This window comes from Arthrobacter sp. B2a2-09, from assembly GCF_027587375.1.
Taxonomy (GTDB): domain Bacteria; phylum Actinomycetota; class Actinomycetes; order Actinomycetales; family Micrococcaceae; genus Arthrobacter.
In genome coordinates this window covers 1-11859 of the sequence record NZ_JAMXIC010000047.1, presented here as the reverse complement: position 1 = coordinate 11859, position 11859 = coordinate 1, and the positions used below count along the sequence as shown (strand labels likewise).

Annotated in this window: 11 protein-coding genes and 1 pseudogene; 3 read left to right on the top strand and 9 right to left on the bottom strand. The window is 64.0% G+C overall.

Features of this window, described 5'->3' with window-relative positions; translation table 11 throughout:
• Nucleotides 1-320 precede the first annotated feature (320 nt).
• The 5 genes from groL to NFJ07_RS25065 form a co-directional block, all read right to left on the bottom strand.
• Complete coding sequence (gene groL, locus NFJ07_RS25085) at nucleotides 321-1949, bottom strand: chaperonin GroEL (RefSeq protein WP_269998773.1); 1629 nt, start codon at nucleotides 1947-1949, stop codon at nucleotides 321-323.
• 297 nt (nucleotides 1950-2246) lie between these two features.
• The gene (locus NFJ07_RS25080; RefSeq protein ID WP_269998771.1) at nucleotides 2247-3548 is read right to left on the bottom strand and encodes an ABC transporter substrate-binding protein; all 1302 of its coding nucleotides are present in this window, start codon (nucleotides 3546-3548) and stop codon (nucleotides 2247-2249) included.
• 62 nt (nucleotides 3549-3610) lie between these two features.
• Nucleotides 3611-3814, bottom strand: coding sequence for a cold-shock protein (locus tag NFJ07_RS25075; RefSeq protein WP_059388209.1), 204 nt, complete (start codon nucleotides 3812-3814; stop codon nucleotides 3611-3613).
• Between the two features lie 139 nt (nucleotides 3815-3953).
• Complete coding sequence (locus NFJ07_RS25070) at nucleotides 3954-4577, bottom strand: LytR C-terminal domain-containing protein (RefSeq protein ID WP_269998770.1); 624 nt, start codon at nucleotides 4575-4577, stop codon at nucleotides 3954-3956.
• A gap of 48 nt (nucleotides 4578-4625) precedes the next feature.
• Nucleotides 4626-4961 carry a DUF3263 domain-containing protein gene (locus NFJ07_RS25065; protein ID WP_269998769.1) on the bottom strand — a complete coding sequence of 112 codons (336 nt, stop codon included), beginning with the start codon at nucleotides 4959-4961 and terminating at the stop codon, nucleotides 4626-4628.
• 178 nt (nucleotides 4962-5139) lie between these two features.
• On the opposite strand from NFJ07_RS25065, the gene NFJ07_RS25060 reads away from it, so the two are divergent.
• The gene (locus tag NFJ07_RS25060; RefSeq protein WP_269998768.1) at nucleotides 5140-5907 is read left to right on the top strand and encodes a uracil-DNA glycosylase; all 768 of its coding nucleotides are present in this window, start codon (nucleotides 5140-5142) and stop codon (nucleotides 5905-5907) included.
• Between the two features lie 15 nt (nucleotides 5908-5922).
• Nucleotides 5923-6762, top strand: coding sequence for a siderophore-interacting protein (locus tag NFJ07_RS25055; RefSeq protein WP_269998767.1), 840 nt, complete (start codon nucleotides 5923-5925; stop codon nucleotides 6760-6762).
• Between the two features lie 40 nt (nucleotides 6763-6802).
• Here NFJ07_RS25055 and NFJ07_RS25050 read toward each other — a convergent pair whose 3' ends face one another.
• A complete protein-coding gene (locus NFJ07_RS25050) occupies nucleotides 6803-8281 on the bottom strand; it encodes a threonine/serine ThrE exporter family protein (protein WP_269998765.1) in 1479 nt (492 codons plus the stop codon).
• Nucleotides 8282-8376: 95 nt separating this feature from the next.
• Nucleotides 8377-9450 (bottom strand): lipid II:glycine glycyltransferase FemX, encoded by a 1074-nt coding sequence (locus NFJ07_RS25045; protein ID WP_269998764.1) that lies wholly within the window; start codon nucleotides 9448-9450, stop codon nucleotides 8377-8379.
• A gap of 232 nt (nucleotides 9451-9682) precedes the next feature.
• On the opposite strand from NFJ07_RS25045, the gene NFJ07_RS25040 reads away from it, so the two are divergent.
• Nucleotides 9683-9847 (top strand): hypothetical protein, encoded by a 165-nt coding sequence (locus tag NFJ07_RS25040; RefSeq protein ID WP_269998763.1) that lies wholly within the window; start codon nucleotides 9683-9685, stop codon nucleotides 9845-9847.
• On the opposite strand, the gene NFJ07_RS25035 is transcribed toward NFJ07_RS25040, so the two are convergent.
• Both NFJ07_RS25035 and NFJ07_RS25030 read right to left on the bottom strand, forming a co-directional pair.
• A complete protein-coding gene (locus NFJ07_RS25035; RefSeq protein ID WP_269998762.1) occupies nucleotides 9828-11258 on the bottom strand; it encodes an L-serine ammonia-lyase in 1431 nt (476 codons plus the stop codon). The genes NFJ07_RS25040 and NFJ07_RS25035 overlap by 20 nt on opposite strands.
• A gap of 110 nt (nucleotides 11259-11368) precedes the next feature.
• Nucleotides 11369-11859: pseudogene (locus NFJ07_RS25030) on the bottom strand (serine hydroxymethyltransferase); the annotation flags it as partial.

Below are 11859 nucleotides of genomic sequence, written 5' to 3'. Positions count from 1 at the left end.
AATCAACCTCCCCAAGACCAAAACACCCCAAAAACCAGCCCAGTGACTCCACACAGCTTGACAACTTTCGAGCGTCGCCCCAAAACCCGACAAAAGTGAGCGAGCGTCGCCCCAAAACCCGACAAAAGTGAGCGAGCGTCGCCCCAAAACCCGACATAAGTGAGCGAGCGTCAGCCCAAAACCCGACAAAAGTGAGCGAGCGTCAGCCCAAAACCCGACAAAAGTGAGCGAGCGTCGGTAGGGGGTTAAAGCGCGACGGCGGCCCCCACCTGAGGTGGGGACCGCCGTCGTGCGTGTGGCTTGTGAGCTAGCGCGGGGGCTTAGAAGCCGCCCATGCCGCCCATGTCGTCGCCGCCACCCATAGACGGAGCGTTCTTCTCCGGCTTGTCGGCAACAACGGCCTCGGTGGTCAGGAACAGACCAGCGATGGACGCAGCGTTCTGGAGAGCCGAGCGGGTGACCTTTACGGGGTCGTTGACGCCAGCGGCCAGCAGGTCCTCGTAAACGCCGGTTGCAGCGTTCAGGCCGTGGCCCGACGGCAGGCCGCGGACCTTGTCGATGACAACGCCCGGCTCGAGGCCAGCGTTGTAAGCGATCTGCTTGAGCGGAGCGTCGATGGCAACGCGGACGATGTTGGCGCCCGTTGCTTCGTCGCCTTCGAGCTGCAGGTTGGCGAATGCCTTGGCGCCGGCCTGGATGAGGGCAACGCCACCACCGGCGACGATGCCTTCTTCAACGGCAGCCTTTGCGTTGCGGACTGCGTCCTCAATGCGGTGCTTGCGTTCCTTGAGCTCTACCTCGGTTGCGGCACCGGCCTTGATGACTGCAACGCCGCCGGCCAGCTTGGCCAGGCGCTCCTGCAGCTTCTCGCGGTCGTAGTCGGAATCGGAGTTCTCGATCTCGGCACGGATCTGTGCCACGCGGCCGGCGATGGCGTCGGCGTCGCCGGCACCTTCGACGATGGTGGTCTCGTCCTTGGTGACAACAACCTTGCGGGCGTTGCCGAGCAGTTCGAGGGTTGCGTTCTCGAGGCTGAGGCCGACCTCCGAGGAGATGACCTGGCCACCGGTGAGGATGGCGATGTCGGCGAGCTGTGCCTTGCGGCGGTCACCGAAGCCCGGAGCCTTGACGGCAACGGACTTGAAGGTGCCACGGATCTTGTTGACGATCAGGGTGGCCAGGGCCTCGCCCTCGATGTCTTCGGCGATGATCAGCAGCGGCTTGTTCGACTGCATGACCTTCTCCAGGACCGCAACGAGTTCCTTCACGTTGGAGATCTTGGAGTTGACGATCAGGATGTACGGGTCTTCGAGGATGGTTTCCTGGCGCTCTGCGTCGGTGACGAAGTAAGCGGAGATGTAACCCTTGTCGAAGCGCATGCCTTCGGTGAGCTCAAGCTCAAGACCGAAGGTGTTGGACTCCTCGACAGTGATGACGCCTTCCTTGCCGACCTTGTCCAAGGCTTCAGCAATGAGGTTACCGATTTCGGTGTCGCCGGCAGAGATGGAAGCCGTGGCAGCGATCTCTTCCTTGGTCTCGATCTCCTTGGCGGAGGCGAGCAGTTCGCGGATGACGGCTTCAACAGCCTTCTCGATGCCGCGCTTGAGGGACAGCGGGTCGGCGCCGGCAGCTACGTTGCGCAGGCCTTCCTTGACCAGTGCCTGGGCCAGGACGGTGGCAGTGGTGGTGCCGTCGCCAGCGACGTCGTCCGTCTTCTTGGCAACTTCCTTGACCAGCTCTGCGCCGATCTTCTCGAACGGGTCGTCCAGTTCGATCTCCTTGGCGATGGAAACACCATCGTTGGTGATCGTGGGGGCGCCCCACTTCTTTTCGAGGACGACGTTGCGTCCACGCGGGCCGAGGGTGACCTTGACGGCGTCGGCGAGGATGTTCAGACCCCGCTCGAGACCGCGGCGTGCCTCTTCATCAAATGCAATGATCTTGGCCATAACGGCGGTAGTCCTTTCGGGACAGTCGTTAAGAAGGTGCCTTCACTGCGGTGCCCGCGACGGACGATCCTTCACATTCGGCCTCTGTACGCCGCGTGCTCCGGACCTCACCCCAGCAAGGTTTTCTTTGTTCTCCCAGGCACCGCCACTATTTCCATACGGCCGGAGCCGCGGAGAATTAGCAGTCAGTGCTTGAGAGTGCTAATCAATAATTAGCACTCACCCGAGGAGAGTGCAAGCAGCAAGTGCCGGAAACTACTCGCCACGCCAAGGGAATTCGCTACGGGCACAAGCCAATCACGGCGTCCGCGAGGCGGTCTCCTTGCCGCTCACCCGCGCAGTGTTGTCAGCTCCGTAGGTGAAGACCATGTAATTGGACGATGTAACGTCGCCGTTGGCGTCGAACCCGATGGTTCCGGACTGGCCGTCGTAATCCGGGAGCTTGGCCCCCTTCAGCACCTCGAGGCAGTCCTTGTATGACGTACAGGACGTGCGTTCTTTCGTTGCCGCATCGCCCGACGCCGGACGCGTCCCGCCGGACACAGTAGTGAGCCAGGCCGCGATCGAGCCACCGGCGTCGTCGCCCGCCGCTGCGGCCGCAAGCGCCGCGAGAGTGACGGCGTCGTACGTCTCGGCGGCGTACGTCGTGTCCTTGAGTTTAGGGTCGATGCCAGTCAGATGGGCTTGGAACTCCGCACTCGGGAAGACGCCCGGAAGTACGCCTCGCGCACCGTCGAGGCCACCGGCACCGAGCGCGGTTCCGTATTGACGGATGGCACCGTCGCTCAAGATCAGGCTCTTGCCGCTCAGCCCCGCGTTCAGGAGCTCGGCCAGGGCGCCTTGGGCACCATCACGGGCAACCACGACGACGGCGTCCGGCGTGCCGGACTTGATGCTCGCCGCGGCGGGAGCTGCTTTGCCAGGCGTGAATTCCGCGTTGGACACGGCGTCCATTCCGAGGCTGCGGGCGGCGTCCATGACCGCTCCGGAGACACGGGTACCGTAGTCCCCTGCTTCGTGGAGGACGGAAATCCTCTTGGCGCCGGCGTCGTGGGCAAGCTTTGCCAAGACGCTGCCCTGCGCGGCATCAGCGGCCGAGGTACGGAAGTAGAAACCGCCGCTCTTGTAGCTGCTAAGTCCCGACGCCGTGTTGGCCGGTGAGATAAGCGGAATTCGGGCGGGAGACAGCACATCGATCGCGGCCGGCGCATGGCTGGAATCCGTTGGCCCCACAACGACGTCGGCGTGGGCGGAAAGCAGCGCCTTGGCTTGCGCCGCGGTATCGGCAGTGAAGGCCGCCGCGCTGGCCCCCTGGCTAGCGCTGCTGCCTTCACCGGTCGCCGATGCCGGAAGCAACTCGACGGGGCGGTCCTTGTATCCGCCGGCGTCGTTGATTTGCTTGACGGCCAACGTGGCCGCTGCCAGCTCGGACTCGTTGAGGAATGCGGAACTGCCGGTATTGTCCAGAATTACACCGATGCGCAGGACGCCGTCGCCGCTCGGGGTAACGGAGCTGAGCCTGGCGTTGCCGATAGGGGCGGAACATCCGGCCAGTCCAAGGGCCAAGGCTGCAAAGCCTGCAAGAAGGGGCGTTACCAACGAAATTGCTCGGGACCGGCGCCCTCCAATGGGCCAGGAAAGCCCTGTTGCCGCAACACCCACTAGATAAGCCGCACGCTTTCTGCCTGCGGGCCCTTCTGGCCCTCGCCCAGTTCGAAGTCGACCCGTTGTCCTTCTTCGAGCGCACGGAAGCCATCCATCTGGATGGCGGACCAATGCACAAAGATGTCGTCACCGGACTCATCCACGGTGATGAATCCGTAGCCCTTTTCGGCATTGAACCATTTGACGGTTCCCAAAGCCATGATCCCCACACTTTCAACTAGCAGTGGCCGGCTTCCGGGATCTCCGGGCCAGCTCACAACTACTGTAACCACAGTCACGTTGCAGTAGCGCAACCTTGGGTGTGGGTGGCCGCAATGTTATTGAGGCGTAACCGAGTTGCTACTTGTAACCGGGGCCCAGAATGACAACCACCGGCTGCTGGAATTCGGCGCTGTCCACGAGGTTGGTAATGCCCAGCAATTTGCCGAGGGCTTCGGCATTGCCCTTCTGGGCTGGTCCTTTGTAGAAGACCGACGACGTCTGCTGCGGCATTCCGCCCCAGTTTGCGATCGTGGACAACGGCCAGCCCCCGCCTTGCACCATGCCGGCCACACGGGCAGCGAGGCCACCGGTGGTGGTGCCGTTGTAGACCGCGACTGCCGCCGTCTTGTCCAAGGGCGCCGTAGTGGGCGTCGGCGTGCTGGACGGACTGTCGCTTGGGCTCGGCTGGCTGGATGCCTGCCCCGAGCTATTTGGAGACGGCGTGCTGTTTGCGGAAGGTGACGCCGCGGCGCTTGGCTTGGAGGCGTCCGCGGTGACAACGGCTTGCGGCGTCGTCGATGAGGTGAATCCGAGCTTCGGAAGGATGAGGAACGCAACGAGGCCTACAGCCAGCGCGATGCCGCCCAGGAGCAGCACCGGCCACAGGGCGGGCCGGGAAGCTGACGCGACGAGCCTGTGGACACCTTGGCGCGATGAGCTCTGCGGGACACGGTCGAATTCATCCCGGGCAAATTTGGTCATGGTGAAGCCTTGTCCTTGCTGCTTGCTTGCTGGGGGATCAGCGTGTGCTTATGCGTCAGAACCGAGACGGCGCGCGGTGCGGGCCCTCTGACGTGACATACGTAGTCTACGCAATCTCTTGACCAGCATAGGATCGTGCGCCAGTGCATCCTCGGTGTCGATGAGGGCATTGAGCAGCTGGTAGTAGTGGGTCGCGGAGAGATCGAAGAGTTCCCTGACTGCCTGTTCCTTGGCCCCGGCGTACTTCCACCATTGCCTCTCCAGGGCGAGCATCTGTTGTTCACGCTCGCCCAGCGGCGAATCGCTGCGGAGTCCGGCGGACAGGTCTTCGAGCACCAATCCAGTTGCTTCGGACGCCATGGGTTCCCGTGCGGGTTCTGCCACGACACACTCCTTCGACGCATTGACTGAAAAATGTCCCCCGCCCATGGTAACGGGCGAATAACACCGATGTCATTTGCCCCGCCGCCGGAGTCCCGGCACTTTCCCATGGTGACATTCCGCGGGTCGCTTTCCCCAGCATCGCTTTCCCCCAGAGCCCCAAGACAGGGACAATGGCTGGGTGGCAGGCGAAGAAGCACTATTTGAGCTTGAATCCGCGGATCACTCCGCCGGGTTCGAGGCACTCCCGGGAATGGCCTTGGAGGACCTCATGGCGCCGGACTGGGCTGACGCGCTCTCCGGCGTCGAGGACGAATTGCGCTCGGCGTTGGCCTTCGTGGCGGCCGAGGCCACCGGCGGAACCCACGTGCTGCCTGCGGCATCCAACATCCTTCGCGCCTTCCGACAGCCGCTTGCCGACGTCAAGGTGCTGATCCTGGGCCAGGACCCCTACCCAACGCCGGGCCACGCCGTCGGGCTCTCTTTCGCGGTTTCCGGGCAAACCCGGCCCATCCCCCGCAGCCTCTCAAACATCTACCGGGAGATGGAGTCCGATCTAGGGCTGCCACCGCGGGTCCACGGCGATCTTTCGGCTTGGACGGGCCAAGGAGTACTCCTCCTGAACAGGGTGCTCAGCGTCGCGGCCGGTGCAGCCGGCTCGCACCGGGGCAAAGGCTGGGAGGCCATCACGACGGCGGCGGTCACCGCCGTCGCCGGCCGCCGCAATACTGCCGGGCAGCAGAGCCCGCTCGTCGCGATCCTGTGGGGCAAGGACGCTGAAGCGGTCCAGCCACTGCTTGGAGGCGCCCCCGTGGTCGTCTCCGCGCACCCCAGTCCGCTCTCCGCGTCGCGGGGTTTCTTCGGGTCGCGCCCGTTCAGCCGAGCCAACGCCCTGCTCCGTATGCAGGGCGCAGATCCCGTCATCTGGGAACTTCCACCACTGCCCTAGCTTAGGCTTGCCTACATGACATCTTTGCCCGCGACGTCGTCTGCATCCCGCAATACCCGCCCCCAAGTGAACCTGACTGTGCTGCGCACGGAACAGCTTTCGCCCCACATGGTGCGAGTCATTGCAGGTGGACCCGGTTTTGCCGGTTACGCGAACAACGACTTCGTGGACCGGTATGTGAAGATCGTGTTCCCGCAGCCCGGCGTCGACTATGAGCTGCCGTTGGATCTTTGGGCCATCCGCGAGACCATGCCACGCGAACAGTGGCCTTATACCCGCACCTACACCGTCCGCCGGGTGGACCAAGCTGCCCAGGAACTGGCAATCGACTTCGTGGTCCACGGCGACGAGGGCCTTGCAGGCCCGTGGGCCCTGGCAGCCCAGCCCGGCGACGCGCTTGTTTTCACGGGTCCCGGCGGCGCCTACAACCCAGCGCCCGACGCCGACTGGCACCTTTTCGCGGGAGACGACGCCGCGCTCCCGGCGATTGCCGCCTCGATCGAATCCCTGCCGGCCGACGCCAAGGGCCTGGCTTTCCTCGAAGTCGATAGCGACGCCGACATGCTTGATATCGCGGCTCCCGACGGCGTGGAGCTGCGCTGGCTCCTTCGCTCCGGAGTCCCGGCCGGATCAAGCTCAATCCTGCTTGATGCCTTGGGCGAAGCAGAGTGGCTGCCCGGCCGCGTCGATGTGTTTGCGCATGGTGAACGCGGCTACATGAAGGGCTTACGGGATATCTTCTTCAAGCAGCGTGGGCTGGAGCGTTCCCAGGTGTCGCTCTCCGGATACTGGGCCCAAGGGCGCGTGGAGGACGATTTCCAGGCGGAGAAGAAACTCCCGATCGGGCAGATCTAGGGCCTGCGTCCGCTGGGCGACCCCTGCTGACGCTGGCGGGCTACCGCCGGCGCACTCGACGGCGCTCGTTGCTGGCCAACCCCTTGGTCAGCGGCCGGGCCAGGTTGTCGCCCAGCACGATTCCCGCTGCCACGCCAAGCACGATCGCCCCCGCGTTGAGCATGCCGCCCGAACCCAGCAAGACATCTGCTTCCTGCACCGTCAACACATACATGGAACGGAATATCTTCAAACCGGGGAGCAGGATGAGGGCCGCGGGGACGGCCACCACCAGTTGTGGCGCCCCGAGTTTCAGGGCCACCATGCGGGCAAGCAAGCCGATCACCACAGCGGAAATCGCCGGCGAGAGCCGGTCTCCGAAGCCGAGATTGGAAGCCCCCCACAAGACGAAGTAGCCCACCAAGCCCACTGCCGCCGTCGGGAGCAGAAGTTTGAGCAGGGTCTGCTCGGTGATGCCGATGGCAATCACCCCAATGGCGATCAGGATCGCCTGGCCCCACAATGGATACGCCTCGGGGAATGTTTGGGTGACGTCGATGGCGACGCTGCCGATGAGGTCACCCACCACTACCGCGACGGCGATGCCCGCAACGATCGCGCCGAAGGTCAGGATCGTGGACAGGAAACGTCCGGCCGCAGTCACGGGGAATCCGTTGATGGCATCTTGCACCGAAGACACGAGCCGCCCCGTTGGCAACAGCAAGAGGATGCCGCCCGCCACGACGATGGACGGTGGGATGTCTGCCCCGGCCCAGTGGAGCATGAGCGCAATGAACGTGACCAGGAAGGAGCAAGCCGCTGTTACGAAGAAGTCAGGCGTGCGCCACTTGCCCAATTGCCGGGCCACGAGATTGACAAGCATATTGGAGACGAAAGCCAAGGCGGAAGCTCCAAGTCCCCCGCCCAGGACCCCGACGAAAACGGCGGCGAAGACGCCGAAGGCCATAGTGACCATCCACCGCGGGAAAGGCTTGCTGCTCCGGATGATTTCATCCAGCCGGCGCACGGCTTCCGCCCTGCCCACGCCGCCGGCCACGATATCCGTGACGAGCTGGTGAACCTGGGCCAAACCTGCGTAGTTGTTGGTCCAGGAACGGACTACGCGGAGCAGGGTCAGCGGGGTCTGGTCCTTGGGCGCGTAGTTGATCTGGACTGACTGGTTGGTGATGTCCACTTCGATGTTCTTCAACCCGAGTGCCGCCGTGACCGCGATAATGCTGGTCTCGACTTCCAGGGCACCGGCTCCGTAGCGAAACATGGATTCGGCCATATGAAGGGCGAAGTCAATGGTCTTGCGGGCCGAAGCATCTACACCGCCAACGTGGATGATGGGGTTGGCGTAGGGACTGCCCGCCAGGCGGTCGACGATGCTCATGGGGGCGGTGGGGGGATTCTCGCCCTGCACGAGCCTGCGAAGCATGCGCTTGGCATTGACATTCTGGCGCACCTGGGATGGCTTCAGCGGCTGCGTCTTGGGCAAGCCGTCCGTGTTGGGCCTGTTGTCGGGGCGGTCAGTCACGCGGGTGTTCCTCCAAAGGGCGTGGTTCCTCCAAATACGGTGTTTTGCACATGCAGTGGACGGGGCGGAGCTGCGATTCTAGTAGAACTTCTGGCCTAGTAGAACTGCTGGCCAGTGCGGCGGGTGTAGATCTGCCGTGCGACACGTTCCCCGGCAGCGGTCCAGAGCTTGTACTTCAGCGGGCTGATGACTTGGTCATAGCAGCCGACGAAGTCGGTGACGGTCTTGCTGAAGCTGGTCTTGAACAGGCCAAGTCCGTGGAACGGGTGCGAGGTGTCTTTGAGGCGGTCCGCGGGCGGAGTGCCGCAGAAATCGTACTCAGTGCAACCAAGTTCTTTGACCTGGTTGATGGCTGTCCACTGGACCAAGTGCGAATCGCCGTACTGCGCGCGCTTCTGCAGCGATCCGCCGTCCTTGTAGGTGCCCTTTCGGCCATAGTTAATGACGAAGGCTCCGACGGATGGGACACCGTTTTCGAAGACAAACAGGAGCCTGCCCTGGCCACGGTCGATGAAATTGGTCCAGAACTGGCGGTAGTACCCGAATTCACGGACCCGCACCTGGGACTTCGCCTCGACGGTGTTGGTCATCAGCGCATACATGGAACGGAAATTCTCTTCCGTGGGTTCCATGGTGTGCACTTCAACGCCTTCGCGGATGGCCCGGCGAACGGCGTTGCGGCCGCGGGAATGCAGGTTGCGCAGCAGCTGGTTCTCCTCGGGAGAGATGTCCAGCAGGGCCGTGGAGTCGTTCGGCTGCAGGTTGGGGGTCTTGACCACTCCGGTGGCCTCAATCGCGTCCCGGGCTTCGCCACTGAGGACGATGTCCGGCTCGATTTTCACGGCGAACACCCCGAGCTTGTCCCGCCTCACGAATTCCCGGTTGGCGTTGATGACCCCGGGAATGTCCTCGACACCGGCAACGTCAGGGCCTTTGATGAGGTACCAGAGCTTGCCGAGCAGTGGAAACGACTTCTCCAGGACTAGGTTGTAGCTGCTGTAGTCCTCGGTCTCGTAGACGAGATGCAAGGGCTTCCAACCGAAGTGTTGCTTCACGTCTGCAAATGCCTCGGACTGGAGGAGGTTGCCGCCATTGGGATTGGCCGTGACGTGTTTGTCCCAGTGTTCGATTTCCTCGGCGGTGGCAAAGCGTGCGGTAAATTCTCGCAAGGGGGCCGTGTCCAATCAGTTGCTTACTTGAGGCAGCAGGCGCCGGTGTGCGGCGCAGGCGTTCAGCCCCAAGTCTATCGGCCCCGACGGAGAGCTACCGCCTGATCGGTCCCTAACGCCTCCAGGTGGCCGGCAGATCCGGGTCTCACAGCCAGGGCAAAGGTTCCCCAAAGTCCACTGCTATCCCGGCGGCGGAAAGTGGTTATGACAAAAGCCGAACCAGGAGGATCCGATGATCGTCTACCGCCCCATTCCGCCGCTCTCCACCGGCGGCAGCAACAGCATTTGGTCGGTATTCGCTGCCATGGCATCCGCCGCGCTGTTGGGCCCCGCGTGGCCGTCGGGTACCCGCCGCCTCGAATATCAGGAAGCGGGCGTCAGCACTCCACGACGTTGACGGCGAGGCCGCCCATGGCGGTTTCCTTGTATTTGGAGGACATGTCCTTGCCGGTTTCGCGCATGGTCACGATGACCTCGTCCAGGGAGACGCGGTGGGTGCCGTCGCCCCAGAGCGCCATCTTCGCGGCGTTGATGGCCTTCGCCGCGGCGATAGCGTTGCGTTCGATGCACGGGATCTGCACCAGCCCGCCGATCGGGTCGCAGGTCAGGCCCAGGTTGTGTTCCATCGCGATCTCGGCGGCGTTCTCCACCTGTCCCGGGGAGCCGCCCATGACTTCGGCCAGCCCGGCGGCGGCCATCGAGGAGGCGGAGCCGACCTCGCCCTGGCAGCCGACTTCGGCACCGGAGATCGAGGCTTGCTCCTTGTAGAGCACCCCGACGGCGCCCGCGGCGAGCAGGAACTTCACGATCGTCTCGTCGCGGTCCTGCTGCGTGGCCTTGTCCATGCCGGGGGCGAAGTGCAAGGCGTAGTACAGCACGGCGGGGATGATCCCGGCGGCACCGTTCGTGGGCGCGGTGACAACGCGGCCGCCCGAGGCGTTTTCCTCGTTCACGGCCAGGGCGATCAGGTTCACCCATTCCTGCCAGTACTTCGGATCCCGGTAGTCGGGGTCCTGGTCTTTGGTTTCCTTCAGGAGCCGTTCGTGCCAGTCCGGTGCCCGACGGCGGACCTTCAGTCCGCCGGGCAGCACGCCTTCGCGCTTGAGGCTCACTTCGACGCATCCCTCCATGACGGAGTAGATGTGCAGCAGGCCTTCGCGGATTTCCTCCTCGGTCCGGGAGGCGCGTTCGTTGATGAACATGATGTCCGAGATGCCGAGCCCCTTGGAGGAGCAGCGGCCCATGAGTTCGGCGGCAGTGCGGAAGGGCAGCGGGAGTTCCTTCTTGGACTCCTCCAGTTCCTTCTGGGCTGCGTCCTCTTCGCCTTCGCGGACGATGAAGCCGCCGCCCACGGAAAAGAACGTGGCCTCGTGCAGCACCTCGCCCTCGGCGTCGGAGACGGAGAACCTCATCCCGTTCGTATGCCGGGGAAGGACCGTGAGCGGGTGCAGGACCATGTCCGCTTCCCCGTACGGCAAGGCCACCCCGGACTCCGGGTCGACGGCACCGCAAAGGTTCAATGTGCCGGTTTCGGCGATCGAGGCGAGCCGTTCCTCCACTTCCTCGGGGAGGATCTCCTCGGGGTGGTAGCCCTCCAGGCCCAACAGCACCGCGGTCATGGTGCCGTGCCCCCGGCCCGTGGCAGCCAGGGAACCGTACAGATCAACGCGCAGCGAAGCCACCCGCTCCAGCTTTCCCAAAGCCTTGAGCTCGCCCGCGAACACCGCCGCGGCACGCATCGGCCCCACGGTATGCGAACTCGAAGGACCAATCCCGATAGAGAAAAGATCGAAGACGCCAACAGCCATGGTGGTTCCTAACTAGATATATGGACGGGGACGGCGGGTGAGGTGACCAGAGGGCCCCGACGGGCCTGCCGGGTCCGACAGGCTTGCCGGACCCGACGGGCCAAAGGGTGTCAGCTGAGGTTCGCAACGCCCGGGTAAAGCGGGTGCGCGGCGGCGAGGGCCTCCACGCGGTGACGCAGACCGGAGAGGTCGGCGTCGGCGTCGGCGATCAGTGCCTCCGCGATGATGTCCGCAACTTCACGGAACGCGGCTTCACCGAAACCGCGCGTCGCCAGTGCCGGGGTGCCGATCCGCAGGCCGGAGGTCACCATCGGCGGGCGCGGGTCGAACGGAACGGCGTTGCGGTTGACGGTGATGTCGATCGCAGCCAGGCGGTCTTCGGCCTGCTGGCCGTCGAGTTCGCAGTTGCGCAGGTCCACGAGCACCAGGTGCACGTCCGTGCCGCCGGAAATCACGGAGATCCCCTTGGCCGTGACGTCGGGCTGGATCAGGCGCTCGGCCAGGATCCGGGCACCGGCCAGCACGCGCTCCTGGCGTTCCTTGAACTCTTCCGAGCCGGCGATCTTGAAGGCCACGGCCTTGCCGGCGATCACGTGCTCCA

Coding starts and splice junctions, on each gene's coding strand:
- NFJ07_RS25075 (WP_059388209.1), bottom strand. CDS start 3,814: ATGGCTTTGGGAACCGTCAAATGGTTCAATGCCGAAAAGGGCTACGGA.
- groL (WP_269998773.1), bottom strand. CDS start 1,949: ATGGCCAAGATCATTGCATTTGATGAAGAGGCACGCCGCGGTCTCGAG.
- NFJ07_RS25035 (WP_269998762.1), bottom strand. CDS start 11,258: ATGGCTGTTGGCGTCTTCGATCTTTTCTCTATCGGGATTGGTCCTTCG.
- NFJ07_RS25070 (WP_269998770.1), bottom strand. CDS start 4,577: ATGACCAAATTTGCCCGGGATGAATTCGACCGTGTCCCGCAGAGCTCA.
- NFJ07_RS25055 (WP_269998767.1), top strand. CDS start 5,923: ATGACATCTTTGCCCGCGACGTCGTCTGCATCCCGCAATACCCGCCCC.
- NFJ07_RS25040 (WP_269998763.1), top strand. CDS start 9,683: ATGATCGTCTACCGCCCCATTCCGCCGCTCTCCACCGGCGGCAGCAAC.